The sequence below is a fragment of the Archangium violaceum genome, from assembly GCF_016887565.1.
GTDB classification, from domain to species: Bacteria; Myxococcota; Myxococcia; order Myxococcales; family Myxococcaceae; genus Archangium; species Archangium violaceum_B.
In genome coordinates this window covers 538,192-562,205 of record NZ_CP069396.1, presented here as the reverse complement: position 1 = coordinate 562,205, position 24,014 = coordinate 538,192, and the positions used below count along the sequence as shown (strand labels likewise).

Here is a 24,014-nt window from a genome sequence, read left to right as displayed (position 1 = left end):
CCCCCCTTCCAACTGTCAACCTCGCGGACTCCCCTTCCTCAGCGCTTCCTTCAGCAGCTCGTGCACGTCCAGCCCCGTACGCTCCACCTGTCTCGCCTTCGACAGCGCCTCCTTGTACCCGGCCGCCACGTACGCCTGGAAATCCGTCGTCCCCACCCGGTACACCCCCTCCGGCTTCACCCGCTCGTAGCCCTCCCCCGGCTCGCTCGCATCCTTCAACACCTCCAGTCCTTCCACCCGCCCGTCCTTCACCTCGTAACGCACCCCGCTCCTCTGGCTGTAGCCGTCCGTCCCCTTCTTCGATTCGATCAGCGACACCCACTCCAGCAGCTGCTCCCCCGTCAGCTCCGCCGTCACCACCACGTTCCGGTATGGAATCGCCCCGTAGAAGTCCTCCACCGTGACTTCCCCCGCCGGCAACCCCGCACGGAATCCCGCCGACGTCGCGAAGAAGGCCCGCACCCCCGCCGCTCGCCGCCACACCTCCGTCGCCCACGTGCCCACCTCCGCCGCCCCCGTCGACACGCCCTCGTCGCTCAGTGGTTTCGTCAGACGGCCCAGCACCTCGAAGCGCTCCGGCCTCTTCGCCACCAGCACCCGCTGCAGCTCCGCTACCTTCGCCGCCGTCTCCGCGTCCTCCTTCTTCGTCCCGTCCAGCTTCACCAGCCCTCCCTCCACCCGCTCCAGCTTCTTCCCCCGGAAGTGCATCCGCACCTCCGCCAGGTAGGCCAGGTATTGGTACGGCGACACGTAGTACGTCCGCGTTCCCGGCAGCACCCTCAGTTCCACCTTCTGGTGCGAGTGCGAGCCCATGATCAGGTCGATCCCCGGCACCTCTCGCGCCAGTGCCTCATCGTCCTCGCTCAGCTGGTGACCGATGAACACCACCGCGTCCACGTGCTCCTCGTCCCGCAGCGCCCTCACCACCTTCCTCGCCACCTCCTTCGCGTCCGTCCACCTCGTCCCCGCCGGCAGGTTCTCCGCCTTCACCAGCCGCTGCATGTCCGGCCCCCCCACCGCGAAGAGCCCCAACCGCACTCCCCCTACCGTCTTCACCACGTACGGCCGCCCCTCCACCTGGAAGTACGCCGCTCCGTCCCCTCTCACCAGGTTCGCGCTCAACAGCGGGTACTCGAGCCCCTCACGGCATCGCTCGAACTTCTCCGCCCCGTAGTCCAGGTCGTGGTTCCCCAACGCCATCACGTCCACCACCCCGTTCAACCACGGCCACTCCACGCACTCGTACTCGTCACTCCACGTGGGCACCCCCTTGTTCAGCATGTCCCCGCCAGACACCACCAGCGTGTCCGGCCGTGACTTCGCCTCCCGCAGGTACGCCAGCGCTCTCGCCAGTCCCCCCTGTCCCCGCTCTCCCTCCGAATAGAAGGGCACCGCGTGCGAGTGGTAGTCCGTCATCCCCACCACCGTCACCGTGCGCGTCGTCTGGCAGGCCGGGAGGAACATCAGAACCGCGAGGAGGCAGATAGTCGTCTTCATCATGGCGGGCTCGTGCTCGCCTCCCCCTTCACACCCCTCCCTCATGGCGTCAAGCCGTGCTCCGTCCAAATCTGGCGGCACCCCAGGCAGGCGGCCTTCCCTCCCCACATCCCGTGCCAGCCACTCTCCCCGCACCCATGTTCAGCGACACGCGCATGCACAACCCGAACGAAGAGCAGGGTGAGTCCTCCCCCGCTCCGTGAGGATTCCGGGGCGACTGGCGCTCCCTCTTCCTCTACCGGCGTGGCATGAGCTCGGGACAGGATCGGCCAAGCTTGCGCAGCCGATCACAGAAGCAGCCACAGGACCCCGGCGTGAAGCACGGGTCGATCCCTGGCTCCTTGCTGCAATCGCATTCGGGTCTCGTACCGAGTTGCTTCAGCTCCTGCTCGTCCCGCTTCGAGCACTTCGCGCAGGTCCGGCACTGGTCAGGGCAACGATCCGCGAAGCCGTTTTCGTTGTACCAGGGCTCGACCACGTTGGATCGATCCTCGTCCGCGGAGCTCGCGGGCCCCGGGCTCCAGCGCTTGATGACGCACCCACCTTCCACCAGCGGCTCACAGCAGGGATTGCACCCCGCCTCATCCGGTGCCCGGCAGGCCTCCGTCACTCCCGCTCCAGTTGTCGTCGTCGCGGGCGGCTCGCGCCTCTCGGTTGATGATGTCGTACAGCCCACCGCCAGCGCGGTGAACAGCATCCAGACGGCAACTGCAGGTGAGCGCGGCATGGATTCTCCCGGGTAGGACCTATACCCTCACCCTAGCCCTCTCCCAGAGGGAGAGGGGACTTCCACGGGCACATTGAATTTGTTCAGCGGCTTCGTGGATCTCTTTGTCTCGTGGTGGATGGTTCACCCCTCGGCCCCTCCGTCCTCACTCCTCCCTGCCTCTCTCGTGCTACCTCTCCCCTCAGAAGGGGGGAAACATGTATTCACAGAGAAGCCCGATTCACGCCATTACCCTGTCCGTCCTCTTGTACCTGTTCCTCACGGGCCCTGGCTCGGAGGCCCACGCGGAGGCTCCTCCAGCTCAGGTCTCATTCAGGCCTCGGGCCATCCGCGTTCGCAGGGACGTCCGCACGCTCTCGCCCAAGGAGCGCAAGGAGCTCGTCAAAGCCATCCTCAAGCTGAAGAAGGTGCCCTCTCCATACTCGCCCGGCCTCAGCTACTACGACCAGTTCGTCGACTGGCACCGCTCCCTCTACGTGTGCGACCCCAGCATGCCTCATGGCTCCATGCCCATGGCTCACGCCGGTCCCCTCTTCCTCCCCTGGCACCGCCAGTTCCTCCTCCTCTTCGAAGACGCTCTGCGCGAGGTCAGCGGCGACAAGAACCTCACCGTCCCCTATTGGGATTGGACCCGCCCCGACAGCACCGCCTCCGTCTTCCAGGATGACTTCATGGGCGGCGATGGCGACCCCTCCGATGGGTACACCGTCCACTCCGGCCCCTTCCGCAAGGGTCGCTGGCCTCTCACCCTCCAGCCCCTCGGCTGGAACGAGCAGCCTTCCGTCTCGCCCTGGCTCGTCCGCGCCTTCCGCACCCTGCCCACCGCCACCGCCCTCCCCTCGCCCCAGGAGGTCCAGGCCTCGCTCTCCGTCCCGCTCTACGACGTGCATCCCTACGACACCACCAGCGACTCGCGTCTGAGCTTCCGCAACTACCTCGAGGGCTTCAGGGACCCTCCCGGTCAGCTCAGCATGGTCTGCGCCCCCGATGGCTTCATGGTCCTCCTGCCCCTCAATACCCCCACCATGCACAACGTCGTGCACGGCTGGGTCAGCGGCCTGCTCTCCGTCACCTCCGACGGCCGCTACGTCTTCGGCACCATGGGCCTCTCCACCTCGCCCAATGACCCCGTCTTCTTCCTCCACCACGCCAACGTCGACCGCATCTGGGACCAGTGGCAACACCTCCACGGCATCCCTTCCTACCTCCCCGTCTCCGGTCACCCCGGCAATGACATCGACTCCATGCTGATGCCCTTCCATGAGGCGGGCATCATGGTCACCCCACGAGACCTCGAGGACAGCTTCGCGCTCGGCTACCGCTACGAGTGAGGGCCTCGCGACTTCCCGTGCGGCACCGAAAGGGGTCAGCGGCCTGGAGTAGCCTCTGGCCTCCTTCCACCACCTTCCGCCGAGGAGCCATGACGCGACTCAACCTGCTCGCCCCCGAGTACCAGGCCGACCCCTATCCCTTCCTCGCCGAGCTGCGGAACCGCTCGCCCGTGTGCCAGGTGGACCCCAACGGCGTCTGGTTCGTCACCCGCTATGACGACGTCATGGCCGCCCTCAAGGACCCGCAGCGCTTCTCGTCCGAGGGACTCGCCCTCCTCGCCGAGCCGCCCTGGCTCAAGCCCAACCCCTTCGCGCAATCCCTCGTCACCGCAGAGCCCGTGCGCCACGGCAAGCTCCGCGCCCTCATCAACCGCGCCTTCGGCGTCACCGGCATGGCCCGGCTCGAGGCCTTCGTCCGCCAGACCGCCGAGGAGCTCGCCACCGAGGCCGTTCGCCGCCGCGACGTGGACTTCGTCCAGGAGTTCGCCTTCCTCCTGCCTCGCGCCGTCATCGGGCACATGATTGGCGTGGACCGCTCCGTCTACCCCAAGCTCCAGCGCTGGGGCATGGCCATGGCCACCGTCACCGGCGCGGACACGCCCGAGAAGCAGCACGAGATCCGCGACGCGCTCGGCGAGATGGGGCGCTACCTCGACGAGGTCCTCGAGGACCGGCGCCGCCAGCCTCGCGAGGACATGGTGAGCGATCTGCTCCGCGCCGAGGTGGACGGTCAGCGGCTCTCGCGCGAGGACCTCGTCAGCTTCCTCTACCTCCTGCTACCCGCCGGTCTGGAGACGACGACGAACCTGATCGGCAACATGACCGTGTACCTCTCCCGCTACCCGGAGCATCTGGAGAAGGCCCGCGAGGACAAGGCCCACCGGGTCAACTTCATCGAGGAGGTGCTCCGCATCGAGTGCCCCATCCCCCTGGGCTACCGTCTGACGAGCACCGACGTGCGCATCGGCGATACCACCCTCCCCCAGGGCTCCATGGTCTTCCTGTCCGCCGCCTCGGCCAACCGCGACGAGCGGCAGTTCTCCGAGCCGGAGCGCTTCCTGCCCGGCCGCGACAAGCAGACGCAGCACCTCACGTTCGGCCATGGCATCCACTACTGCCTGGGCGCGCAGCTCGCGCGCCTGGAGGCACGAATCGGCCTGGAGGCGCTCCTTCCCCGCATCCAGGCCCTCGTCATGAAGCGGCGGGAGATCGACTGGGTGTACTCCCTCGCCGTGCGGGGCCCCGCCGCGCTGCCGGTGGAGTTGATCCCGCGCCAGTGAAGCGCCGGCCACTACCCGCCGAACACGTCGGCCAGGTAGCGCCCCTGCTTCTCCAGCTCGCGCATCCAGTCGGCGGCCCGCTCCGGCGTGCAGCCGGTCCGCTCCTGGTGGATGCGCGCCACCGTCTCCCGGACCGCGGGGGCCATGTAGCGGCCATCACCGCACACGTACACGCAAGCCCCCGCCTCCAGCAGCGCCCCCACCCGCTCCCGCTCCTCCCACAGCCGGTGCTGCACGAACTTCACCTCCTCGCGCTCCTGCCGGAAGAACGCGGGGTACACCTCCACCACCCCCTGCTTCTCCCAGCCCTCGAGCTCGCCCCGGTAGAGGAAGTCCACCTCCGGGTGGTCGCACCCGAAGAACAGCAGCGCCCTCCCGAGCTTCCTCCCCTCCTCGGCCAGCTTCGCCCGCTCCTGGATGAACCCGCGGAACGGTGCCAGCCCCGTGCCCGCTCCAATCATCACCACCGGCACGCTCGGGTCCTCGGGCGGCCGGAACGGCGAGTGCGGTTCCCGGACGACGGCTGGAATCCGTGAGCCCGGCTCGATGCGCGCCAGGTAGTTCGAGCACGTGCCCCGGTACCGTCCCCGCCCCGACAGCGCCGGCGCGTCCACCACCGCCAGCGTGAGGGTGCACCGGTCCGGCGCCTCCAGCGGCGAGGACGAGATGGAGTACCGGCGCGGCTTCATCGACGGCAACATCTCCAGGAACACCCCGAACGGCAGCTCGCACGCGGGGAAGTCCTCCAGCAGGTCCAGCACGCTCACCCGCTTCTCGAGCACCTGCGTGCGGTAGTCCTCCTGCCCTACTCCCCCCTCCGCGAGCGCGAGCAGCTGCTTCTTCTCCGGCGGGCACGCCGTGTATTTCGCCAGCAGCCGCAGGTCGCTCCGCGTGGCAGGCATCGACAACTCCACGTAGAGGCCCAGCAACGCGCGCACCGTCACCGGCCTGTCCAATGGCAGCGTGCTCTGCTCCTCCCGCGTGCGCCGGATGAGCACCGTCTCCTCCGGATCCAACCGGAACCGCCGTGCCACCCGCTCCACCTGCTCGGGCGCGTTCTCCGGCAGCACCGCCAGGTGGTCTCCCGTCCGATACGTCATCCCCTCCGGCAGCTTCACCTCCACGTGCCGCTTCGAGCGGCCGAACGGTGACGTCATGTCCACCAGCTCGCGGTTGGCCAGCACCTCCATCGGCACCACTCCATGGGCCAGCTCCAGCGGATCCGCCACCTGGTCCAGCCGCTCCACCTCGTAGCGCGGCGCCTGGCTCGTCTCCGCCGCCTCCACCCCGAACGTCTCGCCCAGCGTCGGCCACACGCCCTGGAACCAGCCATCGAAGTCGCCGAAGAAGTCGCCACGCGCGTCCGCCTCGCCCCGGGTGAGCATCCGGCTCGCACCGGCCGCGGCCAGCCGCTCGTCCACCAGCCTCGGCACCGCCTGCCACGTCGCCGCCCAGTCCCGGTTGCCGCAGCCGAACACCGTGTAGTGCACCCCCTCGAGCGCCCCCGGCTGGAGCTCCTCCAACCACCGGCAGAACGCCTTCGCGTTGTCCGGCGGGTGGCCGTTGTACGAGGCCGTCACGATGACCACGCCTCCCTCGCGCGGCAGCCGCCCGGCGTACGCATCCATCGTCCCCACCGTGGGCGCGTACCCCTGCACCGCCGCGTCACTCGCGATGCGCTGGGCGAACGCCTCCGACGAGCCCGTGTTCGAGCCGTACAGCACCAGCAGCGGCGTGCCGTGCCGCGCCACCGGCCCGGACGTCCACGTCGGCTTCTCCGGCGCCGTCACCGGGGTCACCGGCCGCAGGTCCACCACCGTCCGCTCCGCGTCGTCTCGCACCCGCACGCGCATCCGGAAGCCCTCCGGCTTGAGCGTCAGCGTCTCCTTGATGTGCAGCTGGTACCGCGTGTGGTCGATGAGCTTGAAGCGCTGCAACAGCATCGCCAGCACCAGCACCGCCTCCTGCATCGCGAACGGCCGGCCGATGCACCCGCGCTGCCCGTTTCCGAAGGGCTTCCACGCGTTGGGCGGGCGCGCCGCGACGGCCTCCGGGCTGAAGCGCTCCGGATCGAAACGCTCCGGGTCCGCCCACACCTCCGGATCCCTGTGCAGCGTCGGCGTGAGCACCATCACCGGCTCGCCCTTGCGCACCGGCCATGTGCCCCCGAGCATCGTGTTCTCCCTCGCCAGCAGCCCCATGGCCGGCGCCGTGGGCCACAGGCGCAGCGACTCGCGCAGCACCTGGTCCAGGTAGGTGAGCCTGCCCATCTGCTCGAAGGTGGGGCGCCGCGATGAGTCCCTCCCGAGCACCCGATCCACCTCCTCGGTGGCTCGCGTCAGCACCTCCGGGTGCTTGAGCAGCTCGTAGAGCGTGAAGGACAGCAGCCCGCTCGTCGTCTCGTGGCCGGCGATGAGGAACGTCACCACCTGGTAGCGGATGTTGAGATCGTCCAGCCCCTGCCCGCTCACCGGGTCCACCCCCTGGAGCATCAGGCTGAGCAGGTCCTTGCGCGTGGCCGCGTCCCCGTTGCGGCGCCGCTCGCGGATGACCTCGTCGACCACCTGGTGCATGTACTCGATGTCCCGCTGGTACTGCTGCTGCGTCATCAGCATCAGCCGCGTCTGCAAGGGCAGCCGCCGCGCCCGATCACCCGCCTCGGCGAGGCTGCGCACCATGGCGTCCACGAAGGGGTGCATCTCCCGCTGGTAGAAGCTGTTGAAGCGGTACCCGAACCCGCACAGCGCGATGGTGTCGAGCGTCAACCGCGTCATGTTGTCCGTGACGTCCAGGTCCGCGTCCGGCCCGAGCCTCTCCCACTTCGTGAGCATCTGCTCGGCGATGTCGAGCATGAAGTCGAAGTAGCCCCTCATCGCCTGCGGCCCGAAGGCCGGCATCAGGATGCGGTGCGCCAGCGCCCAGTTGGGCTCGTCCGTGTACGCCGTGAAGAGCCCGTCCCCCGCGAAGTCGCGGATGTTCTTCAGCGCCCCGCCCACCGACTTGTCGAAGCGCTTCTCGTCGCACACCTCGTCCACCAGCGCGTGCGAGCTGACGACGAGAATGGAGCGGCCCGGAAAGCTCAGCCGGAAGATGGGCCCGTACTCCTGGCTCAGCCTCATCATCGACTGGATGGGCGTCTCCCCCTCCAGGTCCGGGATGTTGCCCACCAGGGGGCGCTTGCGGGGCTGGGGGATGGGGGCGTGAACCGTGGCGGTGCTCATTCGAGGACTCCTGTCCCTGGGGACTTATAGGGCAATCAGCCTTATTGAGCTATAAGCACCTGGGCGCGCCGCGTCAACCCGGCCCGCCCGTGTCGCGGGCAGGTGTCAGGAGGGTCCGTGTGCCGCCAGGCAGGCCCCTGTGGTCAGGAGGAGGAGGAATGTCGGCGCTGTTTGGAGCGGGAGGCCGGGCCCTTCCGGGCCACCGGGCGTTTCCTCTCCGGGGTGACGCGAAGTCCCTGGGTCACCAGCTCCACCACCAGGTCCGCGTAGCGCTCGATGGACTGCTCATCCTTCACGTCCAGCCCGAAGGCGCGCCGGGCCAGCTCGGGCTGCGCGAAGGCCTGGGTGCTCGCGCCGATGATGGCGAAGTAGGCGAAGCGCGAGTCCACCGGACGGATCGTCCCTTCCTCCACCGCCGCGGACAGCTCCTTCAGCAGGAAGGACAGCGCCACCGAGAGCCGGCTCTCGAAGAGGTCCTCGAAGCCCTCGCCCCCCGTGCTGCTCTCGGTGCGGATGAGGCGGGAGAGCTCCGGGCGCCGTCCACTGAAGCACACGAAGGCGCGCAGCAGGTGCGTCAGCCGGGTGGACCGGTCCGCTCCCTCCACCTTGCGCAGGGCCTCCCCCATCACGGTGCGCAGCTCGAGGAAGAGGTCCTCGAGCACGGCGTTCCACAGGCCCTTCTTCGAGCCGAAGTGGTGGTGCACCAGCGGCTGCGTCACCCCCGCCCGCCGCGCGATGCCCGCCGTCGTCGCGCCCGCGTAGCCGTGGTCCGCGAACTCCCGGATCGCCGCCACGAGGATCTCCTCCCGCCCGCTGCCTGCGACATGACGAGTACTCACCACCTCATCGTGCTGTCTCGTACGCTCCCTGGCCAGTTCTCTCTGAATCGAAACGCCTCCTCCGGCATCCTCTCCGTACCCTGGCTTTCACGTGGGACGAGGTCTTTCGTCCCCCACCCGACAGGAGCACCATGACCGTCACCAATCACCAGTTCCGCCTCGCCGCCCGCCCCGTTGGCCTCCCCAAGCGCGAGGACTGGAGCTACACCGAGGAGCCCGTCCGCGAGCCCGCCGACGGCGAGCTGCTCGTCAAGGTCCTCTATCTCTCCCTGGACCCCGCCATGCGCGGCTGGATGAACGAGGGCAAGTCCTATATCCCCCCCGTGGGCCTCGGCGAGGTCATGCGCGCCGGCGGCGTGGGCAAGGTCGTCTCCAGCAAGCACCCCGGCTTCAAGGCCGGTGACTTCGTCATGGGCACCTTCGGCGTCCAGGAGTACGCCCTCTCCAACGGCAAGGGCGTCGTCCAGGTGGACCCGCGCATCGCTCCCCTTCCCGTCTACCTCGGCACCCTCGGCATGCCCGGCTTCACCGCCTACTTCGGGCTGCTCGACATCGGCCAGCCCAAGGCCGGTGAAACCGTCGTCGTCTCCGGCGCCGCCGGCGCCGTGGGCACCGTCGTCGGGCAGATCGCCAAGCTCAAGGGCTGCCGCGTCGTCGGCATCGCCGGCGGCCCCGACAAGTGCAGGTTCATCGTCGAGGAGCTCGGCTTCGACGCCGCCATCGACTACAAGTCCGACGACGTCAAGAAGGCCCTGCGCACCCACTGCCCCAAGGGCGTGGATGTCTACTTCGACAACGTCGGCGGCGACATCCTCGATGCCGTCCTCACCCAGATCAACCTCCGCGCCCGCATCATCATCTGCGGCGCCATCTCCCAGTACAACGCCACCGGCCCCGCCAAGGGCCCCTCCAACTACATGTCCCTGCTCGTCAACCGCGCCAGCATGACCGGCATGATCGTCTTCGACTACGCCGACCGCTACCCCGAGGCCGCTCGCGAAATGGCCGGCTGGTTGACCGCCGGCAAGCTCAAGTCCCGCGAGGACATCGCCCAGGGCTTCCAGACCTTCCCCGAGACCTTCCTCAAGCTCTTCAAGGGCGAGAACACCGGCAAGCTCGTGCTCGAGGTGGCCAAGGACTGACGGCCGTGCTCCTGGAGAGGGCCTGCTCTGGATGGCAGGTCCTCTCCGCCGTGCCTCACGGGAACCCGGGCAGCGGCGAGACGTCTGGCGTTACCCACTCTCGCCGCGCGGCCTCCGAGTCCAGCGTCTCCTTGCGGTAGTGGCGCTCCAGGAGTCTGCCGTTCAGCAGTTCCGGGTGTGCTTTCAGGAAGGCCTCGAACGGCTCGAGCGTCGGCGTTTCCTTCAGCGCGCCGTAGACGTGCGCGCTCCACGCCCTCGTCACCGTCTCGTGGTACTTGCCCGCGGCACCTAGCGCCGCCGCGTATCGCTGGATGGTGCTCCGGAGCCGTTCGTAGCCCGCTTCCGGTCCTTCACGGCGCAGGTACAGCCACCCCAGTCTCACGTGCTCCCGGTGCCCGAAGTGCTCCCCTGGCCACTTCGTGGTCTCCACTGACTCCAGGAATTCGTCGTCACCCGCGGTTCGCGGATCCATCTCGGGGTCCTCCCTGTTCTCCTCTGGCGTCTCGAGGGGGGAATACGGGTCTGTATACCCTCACCCCGTCCCTCTCCCAGAGGGAGAGGGGTATTTCGCCGCCAGGGCCAGCCTCGCCGCCACCGCCAACGCGTCCGCTCTCTCGTTCTCCTCGTGCCCCGCGTGCCCTCGCACCCAGTTCCATCGAACCTGGTGCACCTTCGTCTGCTCCAACAGCGCCCTCCACAGGTCCTCGTTCTGCACCGGCTGCTTGCTCGAGGTCTTCCAACCCGTGCGCTGCCACTTCTCCAGCCACTTCTCCTCGAAGGCGTTGCGCACGTACTTTGAATCCGTGAAGAGCTCCACCCGGCACGGCGCCTTCAACGCCCTCAGCGCCATCAGCGCCGCCGTCAGCTCCATCCGGTTGTTCGTCGTCTCCGGCTCCCCCCCGCTCAGCTCCCGCCTCGCGTTGCCGTGCGCCGGCGAAATCAGGATGGAACCCCAGCCTCCAATGCCAGGGTTCGGTGAGCACGCGCCATCACAATAGATGTGGACCAGGGGTAGGGACATGCGAGGCCCTCCATCCTACCCCCAGCTGAACGCGTACTCCCCATCCAACTCGTGCGTCCACTCGCGCGACACCCGCACCCGGCGTCCGCCCGATGACTCCAACATCGCCTCCAGCACGCCCTCGTGGCACGCCGACGGCAGGAAGTCTCCCCTCAACACGAAGCGGCCCCGGCTCTGCCCCGTCCACACCACCCACTGCTCCCCGAAGCTCAGCGAGTGCCGGTACATGTCCGGCATGCTCTCCATCATCCGTCTCGGGCTGCCGTAGGACATCAGCACCGCCATCCGCCCCACCGGCGAGGCCAGGAAGCCCGCGTTCGCGTGCCGCCCCAGCTCGCGCAGCACCGCCTCGCCTCCTCCCATCCTCGCTCCCAGCTCCCGCGCCGCGCACCCCAACAGCCGCAGGAACGTCCTCAGCGGGTAGCTATAGAAGTCGAGGAACCGCCCCTCTCCACCCGCCTCATGGCAGCTCCTCACCGCCGCCTCGCACCCCAGCTTCCTCACCGCCGTCAGCACGCTGTTGAAGAACAGTCCCCGCACCGTGTCCTCCGGTGCCGCCCTGGACATCCTCCACTCCAGGTCCCGCTCCCAACCGCACGCCGCTTCCGACAGCGTCACCGCCTCGATGCACATTGGCCGTTACCCCGGAGCTGGAGGATGCGCGGCCCATCTCCGCCACGCGTGAGGCGCTTCCCGCTGCATCCCATGTGCCGTGAGGGTCCATGCGGACCCATTCCGTCCGCCATTCCACACTTCGTGGCCCCCCAGCACCCCCCGTCCCATCGTGAGTCCATTGGCCGACACCCACCTGGCCCACGGGACGAAAATCCTGCACGCGCCCGCGCCTCACCGAGGCGCAAAGCTTGCGCCCGCGCTACTGCCAGCAGACGAGGTACTCACAGTCGAGCACCCCCATCCTCCAGGCCCGCACCGACACCGAGCGCGCGTTCACCTGCTCCAGCGCCGCCATCAGCACGCCCTCGTGGTACGCGCTCGGCATGAAGTCGCGCCTCATCAGGATGCGGCCACGCGAGGCCCCATCCCACACCACCGAGCGGTCCCCGTAGCTCACCGCCGACCGGTACGCCGAGGGCAATATCCCCATCAGCCGCCGCGACTCGCCCTTGCAGAGCATCATCAACGCCTTGCCCGCCGCCGAGCGCAGCATGTCCGCCGTGGCGCGCCGCCCCAGCTGCCGCTGCGCCTCCTCCCACCCGCCGCACCTCGGCTCCAGCACCCGCGCCGCCGCGTCGTTCACCCTCAGGTAGGTGCTCACCGGGTAGTTGAAGAACTCCACGAAGCGCGGCTCGCCTCCCGCCTCCACGCACAGGCGCATGGCCGCCTCGCCCGCCAGCGACCTCACCGCATCCAGCGTGCCCAGGCAGAACATGCCCCGCACCGTGTCCATGGGCGTCGCCAGCGAGAGCTTCCGCTCCAGGTCCCCGCGCAAATCCTGCGTGCCCCGGTCCACCCCGACCTCACAGATGCTCGTGCTCATTGGCACCATCCCTCTCCCTCCAGGTGCGCCGGACCCCGGGCTCCGCCCGCCGCGAAGCGCTCATGGTCCACCCTAACCACGCCTCTCGCAGCCGGCACCGCTCTCCCTCCTCTTCTCGCGTCTCCTGGCCGACGACTCCCCCTCCCCGAGTGCGCGCTCCCTCACACTGGCTCGACCCCCCCTGTCAGCCTCCGCGACACCCGCGCATACAATGGCTGTATCTGTACGCAATGGCGCGAATCGTCTCCCCTCCACCACCAGCCCGAGAGGTGCTTCGGAATTGAAGCAGGGCGCCCCGACGCCCACCGAGCCAGCACCCTCGCCCGCGGTCGCCCCCTCTGGACGAAAAGCCATTCTCTTGATTTCTCTGGAATTCCGCCCTGGCTTCACCGTTGACGCGGGAGCGCATCAGAGATGACGGCCACGAGCGAAAACCCCACCCCCCTTCGCAGCGAACGCAAGCCCCTGTACGTGCAGGTGGTGACCCAGCCCGCCCTCCACGGGTGTTGGGCGGTGAACATCAGTGATACGGGCATCGGGTTGATCGCCACCCCGAAGGGGCCCAAGGAGGGGCCGCGCGAGGGCGAGGAGTTGGAGATGGCCTTCACGCTGCCGGACTCGCGCGCGCGCATCCGGGGGCGGGGCGTGGTGCGCTGGCGGCATGATCCGCTGGAGCGGGACGAGAGCGCGGTGACGGCGCTGGGCATCAGCTTCCAGTCCTTCGAGGGCTCGGACGGGGTGACGCTCAAGCGCTACCTGCTGGACCATCAGCTGTACGTGGCGGTGGTGTTCGCGGAGGAGGCGGAGCTGCGCGGCCTGCGCGACGCGCTGGAGGGCCACGTACGGCTGCGCTTCGCGGGCTCGCCCGAGGACGTGGACCTGCTGCTGGGACGCGGGGACATCAGCGCGCTGATGGTGTGCGGGCGGGACGAGGCGCGCGCCGTGGCCCTGGTGGAGCGGCTGGCCTCGAGGCGCTCGGAGGCGGACCCCACCGGCGCCGGACCCGCGAGCGACCTGTCGCCGCGCGTCCTGTATTGCGCCCCGGCGGTGCCCACGCGGCTGGTGGAGCTGTTCAACCAGGGGAAGATCTTCCGGGCGCTCACCCCGCCCCTGGAGCCGCTCGCGTTGAGACAGGCGGTGCTCCAGGCGAGCCGCGAGCTGGGGATGCGCACCGAGCAGCGGCGGGCCGCGCTGGAGCTGGAGCGCAACCTGCTGCGCGAGCGCGCGCGCGAAGCCCCGCGGCTCTCGCCCCAGGCGGACGTGGCCGAGGAGCCCGGCTTCCGCAGCCCCGCCATGCGGGAGGTGGTGGAGATGGTGCGCCTGGCCGCGCCCCACCGGGTGGCCGTGCTGCTGCAGGGCGAGACGGGTACCGGCAAGGAGGTGCTCGCGCGCGTCATCCACCGGCTGAGCGGGCGGAGTGACCTGCCGCTGGTGGTGCAGGACTGCGGTGCCCTCACCGAGACGCTGCTGGAGAGCGAGCTCTTCGGCCACGCGAAGGGCTCCTTCACCGGCGCCGTGGCGGACCACCCCGGGCTCTTCGTGCTCGCCGACGGGGGCACCATCTTCCTGGATGAGATCGAGAACACCACGCCCAACCTCCAGTCCAAGCTGCTGCGGGTGTTGGAGAGCGGGGACGTGCGGCCGGTGGGAGGCACGCAGGTGCGCCGGGTGGACGTGCGCATCATCGCCGCCAGCAACAGGGACCTGTCCGAGGAGGTGCGCGCCGGGCGCTTCCGCAGCGACCTCTTCTACCGACTCAACAGCTTCACCATCGACCTGCCCCCGCTGCGCGAGCGCCCCGAGGACATCCTGGACCTGGCGCACTACTTCATGGCCCACTTCAACCGCACCCTGAGGCGCACGGCCAGCGGGCTGTCTCCGGAAGCCGAGCAGATACTGATGGCGGCGAAGTGGCCGGGCAACGTGCGCGAGCTGCGCAACTGCATGGAGCGCGCGGTGCTGCTGTCCACGGGCGCCGAGTGCGTGACGCGGCGCCACCTGCCTCCGAGCCTGGTGTCGGGCGCGCAGAGTGCCTCGCGGCAGCAGGTGCGCGCGAGCGGCTCGGGCTCGCTGAAGGAGCGGCTGGAGCAGATGGAGAAGGAGATCATCCGCGAGGCCCTGGAGCGCCACGGAGGCGTGGTGCGACGCGCGGCCGCCGCGCTGGAGATGGATCCGGTGACGCTCGGCCGCCGGGTGCGGCGGCACGGGCTCATCAGCAAGGACTCCTGAGGACTAGTGCTTTCCGAGCTGCCGATCCCAGGCATACAGCAGCGCGAGCACATCCGACGTGCAGGCACCGGACACCCGGTCGAACGCGCGTGGGTCGAGCGCCGCGAGACGCTCGCGCAGGAGAAGGGGATCACCCACCACGTCCCGGTGCTTCAAATCGCGGGCATGTACGAGCGCCCGCGGCATCTCGCGAAGAATGGCCTCGATGCTGTCCTCCCGCGTCGCTCGGGCCATCCGGGCCGCCGCCGACTCCAGACGTGCACGTACCGAATCCTCGCCCTCGGGGCACCACGCATCCATGGCCCAGTCGCAGGAGGCCCTCATCAGTTCTTCCAAGGTGAGCGCGGCCCGTGGGGAGCTGAAGAGGTAGCGCGCGGACTGGAGCGGCTCCCAGAAACGCAGGACGGCCTGGAGGCGCAGTGCCGTACGTTCCGCGCTCTTCGGTGCCGTGGGCGAGATGGCGAAGTACAACGCACCCCAGGCCGTTTCGCGACAGAACTCCTCGTAGGCATCCCTCACGGGGATTGGGCTCTGCCAATCCAGGGCCTCGTACAGTCCTTCCATGACGCGAGAGATCAGGTGCAGCCGCCAGACGGGGCGCTCTCGCTGAAAATCAACGACGTCGTGTGCGACCACGACCTCACCCGGTGGCACCTCCAACAGCTCTCGGGGAGGAGGAAAGGAACCGTCCTTCCGGTACTGCTCGCCACACCGGAGTCCCTCCGTTCGCGTCTTCCGATGGACCTCGGGGTAGAGGCCATGGAGGAAGGACGGCATCTGAAGAGAGGGAGACTGCCCAGGCGCCATATGGAGGCACGTCCTATCAAATGTCACATGCCCGCGGCGGCGGGCATCTTCGCAGGAGGCGCGGTGGGTGGAGGCCGCGCGGGAAAGGGGATGACCTGTCCACCCCCCTGGGTAGGGGGCTGCCGAGCCCCGGAGCCCGAGCCCATCCCGCCGAAGGTCACACTCGAGAAAACGGCCGTCGCGACATCGCCGATGACGTGGATGACCAGGCCCACGCTTCCGCTGAACGTGGCGAGTTGCTCGCGTCGGGTGACCATGCCTTCAACGGCCTGTCCCACCCACCCACCGTATTGCTGCATCTCCTGAACGGTGAGCTCCACCCACTGCCCGGCCTGATACGCGGCTGCTTCTGATTCGAAGCGTTGCTGACTTCGGTTCCACCGATACTGGACCACTCCGGGTTCGGTGGTCTGCCACTCCAAGCGCCAGATATATTGCCCCTGAGCGAAACGGATCAGGATCTGTCCTCGGAAATCCGTCCCTCCCGAGAAGCTCATTTCTGGAGCCACGACCCGGTTCAGCGCGGCCAGATAGGTCCGCACATCCTGCCGCCCTTCCTGGAGGCCCTGTTCACCCGAGGGTTTGATCTCGAAGACGACCCAGACGGTGATGTCGGTGATGTCGGGACGCAGATTGCGCTCATTCGGAAGCAGGAGGGCGGGCTCTCCGAGAGCCGCCTTCGCCAGGATGCCGAAGAGCGTCTCCTTGTTGTAGAAGGCCTCGCTGCGCGGGTGATTCACTTACTGCGAACAGGGCCACCCAACACCGCACGACTCGAGACCTGGATAGACCGGCACTCACGGGCACCTCCCGCTCCATCTGTCCACCCAGGCTCGAAGACGGACACCTACTCCAGCACGCAGCCGTCGCGCTCGCTGACGAAGCGGGCCTTCTCGCCCCACAGCAGCGCCGCGGCCGTCCGCACCGTGCGCTCCTTGTAGTCCACGTGCACCGTGGCCACCGCGGGGCTCGCCTTCGTCCAGCGCCGGCAATACTCCTCGCTCATCTCCATCACGAAGACGCAGGAGCAGAAGTCCTTCGCCGTGTACGAAGTCACGAGCTGCAGGTCATTGTTGTCGTAGGGACGCCGCACCGTGTCGCTCTCCCCGCAGGAGAGGATCGCGCCACACGCGAGCAACCCCGTCACCCGGCTCCAGGTCTTCATGGCAGTTCCTCCACCACCGCGAGGGACAGCTTCAGCAACGTGTCCAGGGAGAAGCTCCCGTCCCGGTCGTCCGCGGTCCGGACCACGATCAGCTCCTTCGAGGGGATGACGGTGATGGACTGCCCCCAGTGTCCACGTGCCGCGTAGGCGCCCTCGGGCACGCTCGGCCAGGGCAGCTCCGCCTGTACGCCGGGAATGGGACGGTTGAGCCACCACTGCCAGCCCTGCACGTCATCGGAGCCGCGCTCGTAGGACTTCAGGCGGATGGGCTCGGACACCTGCGTGGACTGAGTCACCCAGTTCGCCGGCAACACCCGCCCACCCGCCCAGCACCCGTCATGGAGGTAGAGGAAGCCCAGCTTCGCCAGGTCTCGCGGCGTGGCATGCAAGTACGAGGAGCCCACCACCACGCCCTTGCCGTCCCGCTCCCAGGTGGCGCTCTTCATCCCCAGCACGTCGAGCAGCAGCGTCCACGCCCAGTCCTTGCCCAGCGAGGGCCGCAGCGCCGCGTCCAACACCCCGGCGAGCAGCGTCGCATCCCCGGACGAGTACCTCCACGACGTGCCCGGCTTGTCACTCAGCTCGTGCCCGGTGACGAAGGACGCCATGTCCTGGCGGCCCTCGCCGTACAGCATCGCCAGCACCGAGGACGTCTGGTAGCTGCCGCCGTTCTCGTAGTCCTCCCGCCAGTCCAGCCCCGAGGAGAACTCCAGCAGGTTGCGCACGGTGATGGCGCAGCTCTCCTGCCGCCTCGCCTTCACGTACTCGCAGATGGAGTCGTCCAGCGCCACCGCGCCCCGCTTCACCGCGATACCCGCGAGCGCGCTGGTGAAGCTCTTCGACACCGACCAGGACAGGTGCCTCTTGCTCGCGTCGAAGCCACGCCCGTAGCGCTCGTACACCACCCGTCCCTTGTGGATGAGGAGCAGCCCATCCGTGCGCACGCCCTTGCGCTCCTCGTCCTCACCCTGGAGCGTGAAGGCATAGTCCTCCAGGGCCTGGATCTGAGCCGCCCTCGCCGAGGCCACCTCGGCCCGGCCATCGGGCCAGCCCTCCGTGGGCCACGTGAGACCGGTGGGACACTCGGCGGCCCTCGCGGGCAACGCGGAAGACAGCGCCAGGGCCGCCAGCGCGGGCAGCCAGAACTTGTCGCGGGAGGGGTGTCGATGCATGGGAGCTCGGGTGGGATTCAGAACGTGTGACGCAGCAGGGGCACCACCAGCGCGCGCGAGGCGGTGGCTTCCACCACGGAGCGCGGCGGCTCGGGAACGCGGGGCGCCGAGGGCAGCGGGGCCGGAGACGTCGCGCGCATCGTCAGCGTCACCGCCGTGGGCAGCAGCACCGCCTCCACCAGCGTGAAGAGCGCCGCGTTGCCCAGGTCGTGCACCGTGGCCCCCAGCAGCACCGCGCCCGTCACCGCCAACACGTGCACCCCGAGCGCCACCCACACCGCCGGCTGCAGACGCACGCTGCCCGGCTGCAACAGGTTGCCGACGAACCACTGCGCCCCCGCCACCGCCAGCGGCGGCAGCGCCACCAACAACAGCATCGCCGGCGCGGCCGCCAGCACCAGGTTGCTCGACAGCGAGCCCACCCACGCGCTCAGCGCCAGCGTCGCCGGCACCGACACCACCGCCGCGCCCGCTCCCGTCGCCAGCTCCAGCGCCATCCACTTCACCGGGTTGTCCACAATCATCGCCGACGCCGGTTGCTCCGGCAGCAAGCGCGCCGACTCCGGCGCCGCACGCGACGTCAGGGGCACCACGCACAGCACGAGAGCCAGGGCCAGGGCTGGCCATCCATCCGCTCGCAGGAAGAACATGGCCCTCTGTCATATCATCGACACCGGCCCCCACCGTCCGGGGGGTGGGGGTGTTTGCCTCATCCCTGTCTTCATGTCAGCGTGGAAGGCCCCGCGCGTTGACCCCCCCTTCGTGCCTGACACCAAGCACATCCTCCAACGCTGGCATCCCCTCGCGAGGGTGGGGCTGTTCGCGCTCGTGTACTTCGCCAGCACGCGCCTGGGCATGAGCATCGTCCCCCCGGACGAGCACGTCTCCGCCCTGTGGCCCTCCAGTGGCGTGGCGCTCGCCGCCCTCCTGCTGTCGCGCTTCCGCTCCTGGCCCGCGCTCCTGCTGGTGGCCATCATCGTGGAGCCCTTCGCCTATACGCCGGGGCGCCTGCCCCACCTCTCCTCCTTCGTCCTCTCCACCGGCAACCTCCTGGAGGCGCTCCTCGGGGCCTTCCTCCTGCGCCGCTACGTCGGCATCCGCCCCACCCTGGAGCGGGTGCGGGACGTGCTCGCGCTGCTGGGAGCCGCCCTGCTGACCACCCTGCTCAGCGCCTCCTGGAACGTCCCCCTGCTGGCGTCGCTGGGGAAGATTCCCTGGTCGGCCTGGAAGAGTCAGTGGTGGGTCTTCTTCGTCGGCGATTCCATGGGCGTGCTGCTGGTGACACCCGCGCTGCTCACCTGGGCCACGCGCGGACTCGACGGCTGGAGCCGCGCGCGCCAGGCGGAGCTGGTGGCGCTGCTGCTGCTGCTGGGCCTCACCGTGCAGCTCGTCTTCTCCTGGGCCCCCTTCGACTCCAGCGACTACCACCCCGTCACCTACCTCGCCTTCCCCTTCATCCTCTGGGCCGCCCTTCGCTTCGAGGCCCGGGGCACCACGGCCGCCCTCGCCATCCTCGCCGGCCTGTCCCTCCTGCATACCCTCGCCGGCAACGGGCCCTTCTCCCCGGCGCTCGTGTCGCCCCACTCCACCACCCGCAGCGTCGTCTTCCTCCAGACCTTCCTGGCCGCCATGGGCGTCTCGGGGCTGCTGCTCGCCGCCGCCCTGCGCGAGCGCCGCGCCGCCCAGGAGAAGGCCACCCACCTCAACCGCGAGCTCCACCTGTCCCTGGAGGAGCTGGCCCACGCCCAGCGGGCCCTCGTGCACCGCGAGCGCATGGCCGCCCTCGGCGAGCTGTCCGCCAGCGTCGCCCACGAGGTGCGCAACCCCCTGGCCGCCATCTCCAACTCCGTCGCCGCCCTCACCCGCATGGCCACCCCCGAGGAGAACAGCACCGCCTGGGAGCTGCTCGGCGTCATGAGCGAGGAGATCGCCCGGCTGGACCACCTCGTCACCGGCCTGCTGGATTTCGCCCGTCCCGTCGAGCCCCGCCTCTTCCCCCAGGCACTCGACTCGGTCGTGGAAGGCGCTCTGGAGTCCTCGCTGCGCTCGGAGCCCGGCGCCAGACAGGTGCGGGTGACACGCGCGCTGGACCCGCAGCTGCCCCAGACGCTCCTGGACCCGCAGCTGCTTCACCTCGCCCTCAGCAACCTCTTCACCAACGCCCTGCAGGCCATGCCCCAGGGCGGCGAGCTGCGCGTGGAGCTGGGCCGCGAACAGTGCGGCGGCCGCACCATGGCCTCGCTCACCATCACCGACACGGGCCCGGGCATCCCCCCCGAGGTCATGGCCCGCATGTTCGAGCCCTTCTACACCACCAAGGCCGCCGGCACCGGCCTCGGCCTCGCCATCGTGCGCCGCATCGTCGACGCGCACCACGGCTGCCTCGAGGTGCGCAGCTCCGTGGGCCAGGGGACGACCTTCATCGTCCACCTGCCCCTCGGTGAGGCGCCGGGAACCGCTTCGGCCGCCTGAGTCGGCTCAGAACGGGATGCCACTGTCGTCGTCGTTGCCCCCGCCGCCGCTGTAGTCGTCGTCCCCGTGCGGCGGCGGCTCGTCGCCTCCTCCGCCCTCGCCTCCGCGCTGCCGGGCGATCTCCGCCTCGATGGACGCCAGCAACGCCCGCTCCCGGTCGTGCCAGCGGGACTTGCTCGGGTCCCCCAGCGAGCGCCTCGCGCCGTTCGCGTAGTACTCCAGGTCCCCCATGCTCGCGCCTCGGATGGGCCCGCCCTTGCTCCGCCCGTAGTTCGGGAACACCGAGATCTCTCCCGCCGCGCCACCTCCTCCTCCGCCTCCTCCCCCTCCGCCGCCTCCTCCGTACGAGGCCGACCTCCTCGGCGCCGCCGCCGCCGCGTCCGGCGTCGCTCCAATCGTCATGTCTCCCAGCTTCAGCGTGAACCCGTCCCCATTCCGGGTCGCCGTCCCCACTCGCACCTGCTCCACTCGCCCGTCCGGGCGCTTCACTGCCACCGTCACCGGATACTGATCGCTCATGCCCGCCGGAAATCACTCCCGGCACGGTGTGTCAACGACTCCTCGGGGCAGGGGTCCACGTCCCAACCCGCTCGTGCCGCAGGCGGGCTTCTCTCGTCCATGGGCAGACCCTCACCCTGACCCTCTCCCAGAGGGAGAGGGGATTGACTCGGGCTGGAACCCGGGGCTCGCGTTACCCTCACCCCGTCCCTCTCCCGGCGGGAGAGGGGTGGGTTGGGTGCCTCAGTGCAGTGAGATCCGCTCCTGCCCACCCTTCTTCCGCACCCAGGCCTTCGGCTTCGGCGGCGTCTGCGGCTCCTGCCTCTGCGGCGCCGCCGCCTCCGCCAATGCCTTCGACGCAGCCCGGCCCCTCGGCAACACCACTTCCTGCACCGACTGCGGCGCCGCGTCGTCCACCCAGCTGGCCGGCCGCCGGTTCGACTTCACCAGCAACCTCAGCTTCTGGTAGTGCGCAGAGCAGTACCCCTTCGAACGCGCCGGCCTCTTGCACCCGATGACCGCGCACCGCCGTCCCGCCGCCTCCACCGGACGGCCCCTCCTCCTCTCCGGCTCCACCGCCGCCGCTACCTTCCCCCGGGGCGCCGGCACCAGCGCCGCTACCGCCGGCGGCCTGCCTCCCCCACGGCCTCGGCCCGCAGGCGGCAACTCGATTCCCGGCAGCGCCAGCTGCAATGACTGCATCCGCGTGGCCAACGGTGCCAGCCGCAGGACGATGTCCGACAGCTCCTCGATGACATCCAGCCGCTCTCCCATGCGTGCAACGGCCTTGTGCATGGGCCCCAGCCGGGTCCGGAGCTCCGCCTGCACCATCTCCAGCAACGGTTTCTCGATCGACATGCGCGCACCATATGCCACTCAGGGGGTCCTCCCGCCAGTCCGACCAACACCCTCCCCACCCCGCTCTGTCGACCCGGCCACTCCCCCCACCGTCCACCCCCGCTCATCCCATGCCGAATGCTGCGGCGTCCGCGCCCCTCTTCGGGCATGGTTCGGCCCGCCCGGCACTGAGGAATCCCAGACATGATCCATGATCCGACCGACTGGCTTTGCATCAACACCATCCGCACCCTCTCCATGGACGCGGTGGAACAGGCCCACTCGGGCCACCCGGGCGCGCCCATGGCGCTCGCCCCCGTCGCCTACCAGCTCTGGCAGCAGGAGCTGCGCTACGACCCCACCAGCCCCGTCTGGCCCAACCGCGACCGCTTCGTGCTCTCCAACGGGCACGCCTCCATGCTGCTCTACTCCCTGCTCCACCTGACCGGCGTGCGCCGCGTCACCTCGACCTACTCCGTCGAGGACGAGGTGGCCGTGTCCCTGGACGACATCAAGAAGTTCCGCCAGCTGGACAGCTCCACCCCCGGTCACCCCGAGTACCGCTGGACCAGCGGCGTGGAGACCACCACCGGCCCCCTCGGCCAGGGCGTCTCCAACTCCGTCGGCATGGCCATGGCCTCCCGCTGGCTCGCCGGCTACTTCAACCGCCCCGGCTTCGAGCTCTTCGACTACGACGTCTGGGCCATCTGCGGTGACGGCGACCTGATGGAGGGCGTGGCCAGCGAGGCCGCCTCCCTCGCCGGCCACCTCAAGCTGCCCAACCTCTGCTGGGTCTACGACAGCAACCACATCAGCATCGACGGCAGCACCGAGCTGGCCTTCACCGAGGACGTGGGCAAGCGCTTCGAGGCCTACGGCTGGCGGGTGCTCCACGTGGCCGACGCCAACGACCTGGACGCGCTCTCCCAGGCCTTCCGCACCTTCAAGCAGGACCGGGGCCTTCCCACCCTCATCATCGTGCGCAGCCAGATTGGCTACGGCGCCCCCAAGAAGCAGGGCAGCGCCAGCGCCCATGGCGAGCCGCTGGGGGAGGAGGAGCTCAAGGGCGCCAAGCGCAAGTACGGCTGGCCCGAGGACGCCAGGTTCCTCGTGCCCGACGGCGTGCGCGAGCGCTTCTCCCAGCGCGTGGGCGAGCGCGGCAAGCGTCTGCGCTCCGAGTGGGAGGCGAAGTTCGCCGAGTACCAGAAGCAGTTCCCCGAGCTGGCGGACCACCTGCAGCGGATGCAGCGGCGCGAGCTGCCCGCGGGCTGGGACAAGGAGCTGCCCACGTTCCCCGCGGACGCCAAGGGCGCGGCCACGCGCGAGACGAGCGGCAAGGTGCTCAACGCGCTGGCGAAGAACTACCCCTGGCTGGTGGGTGGCTCGGCGGACCTCAACCCGTCCACCAAGACGTACCTGTCCTTTTCCGGGGCGATGAAGCCGGGGGACCACGCCGGGCGCAACATCCACTTCGGTGTGCGCGAGCACGCCATGGGCTCCATCGTCAACGGCATGGCGCTGTGCAAGGTGCGCCCCTACAGCGCCACCTTCCTCATCTTCAGCGACTACGAGCGGCCCGCCATCCGTCTGTCGGCCATCATGGAGGTGCCGAGCATCCACATCTTCACCCATGACTCCATCGGTCTGGGCGAGGACGGCCCCACGCACCAGCCGGTGGAGCACCTGGCCAGTCTGCGCGCCATTCCCGGCGTCATCGTGCTGCGTCCGGCGGACGCCAACGAGGTGACGGAGGCCTGGCGGGTCATCGCCCCGCTGCGGCACGAGCCGGTGGTGCTGGTGCTGACGCGGCAGGCGGTGCCGACGCTGGACCGGACGAAGTACGCGCCGGCCTCGGGGCTGGCCAAGGGCGCCTACGTGCTGGTGGACAGCCAGGGCACGCCCGACGTCATCCTCATCGGCACGGGCAGCGAGGTGTCGCTGTGCCTGCAAGCCCGTGAGCAGCTCGAGGGCCAGGGCGTGAAGACGCGCGTGGTGAGCATGCCCTCGTGGGAGCTGTTCGAGCGGCAGGACGAGGCCTACCGCGAGCAGGTGCTCCCGTCGTCGGTGCGGGCGAGGGTGGCGGTGGAGAAGGCGGCGACGTTCGGCTGGGAGCGCTGGGTGGGGCTGCGCGGCGCGGTGGTGGGCATGCGCAGCTTCGGCGCGTCCGCGCCCCTCAAGGCCCTGCAGCAGAAGTTCGGCTTCACCGTGGACAACGTGGTGAAGGTGGCCCACGAGGTGATGGAGCAGGCGAAGAAGTAGTCGCCCCGCGAGCGCCCTC

Annotated in this window: 20 protein-coding genes; 6 read left to right on the top strand and 14 right to left on the bottom strand. The window is 69.3% G+C overall.

Annotated features, from left to right (window positions below; translation table 11 throughout):
- Positions 1 to 15: 15 nt before the first annotated feature.
- Positions 16 to 1,500: a bifunctional metallophosphatase/5'-nucleotidase gene (locus JRI60_RS54305; RefSeq protein WP_275439094.1), complete on the bottom strand. Its 1,485-nt coding sequence runs from the start codon at positions 1,498 to 1,500 to the stop codon at positions 16 to 18.
- A 921-nt stretch (positions 1,501 to 2,421) separates the two neighbouring features.
- Here JRI60_RS54305 and JRI60_RS02435 point away from each other — a divergent pair.
- Together JRI60_RS02435 and JRI60_RS02430 are read left to right on the top strand one after the other, a co-directional pair.
- Positions 2,422 to 3,555 carry a tyrosinase family protein gene (locus tag JRI60_RS02435; RefSeq protein ID WP_204224211.1) on the top strand — a complete coding sequence of 378 codons (1,134 nt, stop codon included), beginning with the start codon at positions 2,422 to 2,424 and terminating at the stop codon, positions 3,553 to 3,555.
- A gap of 89 nt (positions 3,556 to 3,644) precedes the next feature.
- Positions 3,645 to 4,835, top strand: coding sequence for a cytochrome P450 (locus JRI60_RS02430; RefSeq protein ID WP_204224209.1), 1,191 nt, complete (start codon positions 3,645 to 3,647; stop codon positions 4,833 to 4,835).
- 11 nt (positions 4,836 to 4,846) lie between these two features.
- On the opposite strand, the gene JRI60_RS02425 is transcribed toward JRI60_RS02430, so the two are convergent.
- Complete coding sequence (locus JRI60_RS02425; RefSeq protein ID WP_204224207.1) at positions 4,847 to 8,056, bottom strand: bifunctional cytochrome P450/NADPH--P450 reductase; 3,210 nt, start codon at positions 8,054 to 8,056, stop codon at positions 4,847 to 4,849.
- A gap of 143 nt (positions 8,057 to 8,199) precedes the next feature.
- Positions 8,200 to 8,850 (bottom strand): TetR/AcrR family transcriptional regulator, encoded by a 651-nt coding sequence (locus JRI60_RS02420; protein ID WP_204224206.1) that lies wholly within the window; start codon positions 8,848 to 8,850, stop codon positions 8,200 to 8,202.
- A gap of 176 nt (positions 8,851 to 9,026) precedes the next feature.
- On the opposite strand from JRI60_RS02420, the gene JRI60_RS02415 reads away from it, so the two are divergent.
- Positions 9,027 to 10,037, top strand: a complete 1,011-nt coding sequence (locus tag JRI60_RS02415) for an NADP-dependent oxidoreductase (RefSeq protein ID WP_204224205.1) — start codon at positions 9,027 to 9,029, stop codon at positions 10,035 to 10,037.
- 55 nt (positions 10,038 to 10,092) lie between these two features.
- On the opposite strand, the gene JRI60_RS02410 is transcribed toward JRI60_RS02415, so the two are convergent.
- The 4 genes from JRI60_RS02410 to JRI60_RS02395 all read right to left on the bottom strand — a co-directional run bounded on the left by JRI60_RS02410 (position 10,093) and on the right by JRI60_RS02395 (position 12,556).
- Entirely contained in the window at positions 10,093 to 10,509 is a 417-nt protein-coding gene (locus JRI60_RS02410; RefSeq protein WP_204224204.1) for a hypothetical protein, read from the bottom strand.
- Positions 10,510 to 10,569: 60 nt separating this feature from the next.
- A complete protein-coding gene (gene rnhA / locus JRI60_RS02405; RefSeq protein WP_204224203.1) occupies positions 10,570 to 11,058 on the bottom strand; it encodes a ribonuclease HI in 489 nt (162 codons plus the stop codon).
- Between the two features lie 15 nt (positions 11,059 to 11,073).
- Positions 11,074 to 11,625, bottom strand: a complete 552-nt coding sequence (locus JRI60_RS02400) for a TIGR02265 family protein (RefSeq protein ID WP_204224201.1) — start codon at positions 11,623 to 11,625, stop codon at positions 11,074 to 11,076.
- 307 nt (positions 11,626 to 11,932) lie between these two features.
- Entirely contained in the window at positions 11,933 to 12,556 is a 624-nt protein-coding gene (locus tag JRI60_RS02395; RefSeq protein ID WP_204224199.1) for a DUF2378 family protein, read from the bottom strand.
- A 414-nt stretch (positions 12,557 to 12,970) separates the two neighbouring features.
- On the opposite strand from JRI60_RS02395, the gene JRI60_RS02390 reads away from it, so the two are divergent.
- Positions 12,971 to 14,785, top strand: a complete 1,815-nt coding sequence (locus JRI60_RS02390) for a sigma 54-interacting transcriptional regulator (protein WP_204224197.1) — start codon at positions 12,971 to 12,973, stop codon at positions 14,783 to 14,785.
- 3 nt (positions 14,786 to 14,788) lie between these two features.
- Here JRI60_RS02390 and JRI60_RS02385 read toward each other — a convergent pair whose 3' ends face one another.
- The 5 genes from JRI60_RS02385 to JRI60_RS02365 all read right to left on the bottom strand — a co-directional run bounded on the left by JRI60_RS02385 (position 14,789) and on the right by JRI60_RS02365 (position 18,579).
- Positions 14,789 to 15,562: a hypothetical protein gene (locus JRI60_RS02385; protein WP_239470303.1), complete on the bottom strand. Its 774-nt coding sequence runs from the start codon at positions 15,560 to 15,562 to the stop codon at positions 14,789 to 14,791.
- A gap of 53 nt (positions 15,563 to 15,615) precedes the next feature.
- A complete protein-coding gene (locus JRI60_RS02380) occupies positions 15,616 to 16,332 on the bottom strand; it encodes a hypothetical protein (protein WP_204224193.1) in 717 nt (238 codons plus the stop codon).
- 107 nt (positions 16,333 to 16,439) lie between these two features.
- Positions 16,440 to 16,757 (bottom strand): hypothetical protein, encoded by a 318-nt coding sequence (locus tag JRI60_RS02375; protein ID WP_204224191.1) that lies wholly within the window; start codon positions 16,755 to 16,757, stop codon positions 16,440 to 16,442.
- The gene (locus tag JRI60_RS02370) at positions 16,754 to 17,929 is read right to left on the bottom strand and encodes a serine hydrolase domain-containing protein (protein WP_204224189.1); all 1,176 of its coding nucleotides are present in this window, start codon (positions 17,927 to 17,929) and stop codon (positions 16,754 to 16,756) included. Before JRI60_RS02370 ends, JRI60_RS02375 begins: the two co-directional genes overlap by 4 nt.
- 17 nt (positions 17,930 to 17,946) lie before the next feature.
- Positions 17,947 to 18,579, bottom strand: coding sequence for a hypothetical protein (locus tag JRI60_RS02365; RefSeq protein ID WP_204224187.1), 633 nt, complete (start codon positions 18,577 to 18,579; stop codon positions 17,947 to 17,949).
- A gap of 112 nt (positions 18,580 to 18,691) precedes the next feature.
- Between JRI60_RS02365 and JRI60_RS54300 the strand changes: the two genes are divergently transcribed.
- On the top strand, positions 18,692 to 20,401 hold the full coding sequence (locus JRI60_RS54300; RefSeq protein ID WP_204224185.1) for an MASE1 domain-containing protein: 1,710 nt from the start codon (positions 18,692 to 18,694) through the stop codon (positions 20,399 to 20,401).
- 6 nt (positions 20,402 to 20,407) lie between these two features.
- On the opposite strand, the gene JRI60_RS02355 is transcribed toward JRI60_RS54300, so the two are convergent.
- Positions 20,408 to 20,920 (bottom strand): hypothetical protein, encoded by a 513-nt coding sequence (locus tag JRI60_RS02355; RefSeq protein ID WP_204224183.1) that lies wholly within the window; start codon positions 20,918 to 20,920, stop codon positions 20,408 to 20,410.
- A gap of 222 nt (positions 20,921 to 21,142) precedes the next feature.
- Positions 21,143 to 21,757: a hypothetical protein gene (locus tag JRI60_RS02350; protein ID WP_204224181.1), complete on the bottom strand. Its 615-nt coding sequence runs from the start codon at positions 21,755 to 21,757 to the stop codon at positions 21,143 to 21,145.
- A gap of 183 nt (positions 21,758 to 21,940) precedes the next feature.
- Between JRI60_RS02350 and tkt the strand changes: the two genes are divergently transcribed.
- The gene (tkt, locus tag JRI60_RS02345; RefSeq protein ID WP_204224179.1) at positions 21,941 to 23,995 is read left to right on the top strand and encodes a transketolase; all 2,055 of its coding nucleotides are present in this window, start codon (positions 21,941 to 21,943) and stop codon (positions 23,993 to 23,995) included.
- Positions 23,996 to 24,014 lie beyond the last annotated feature (19 nt).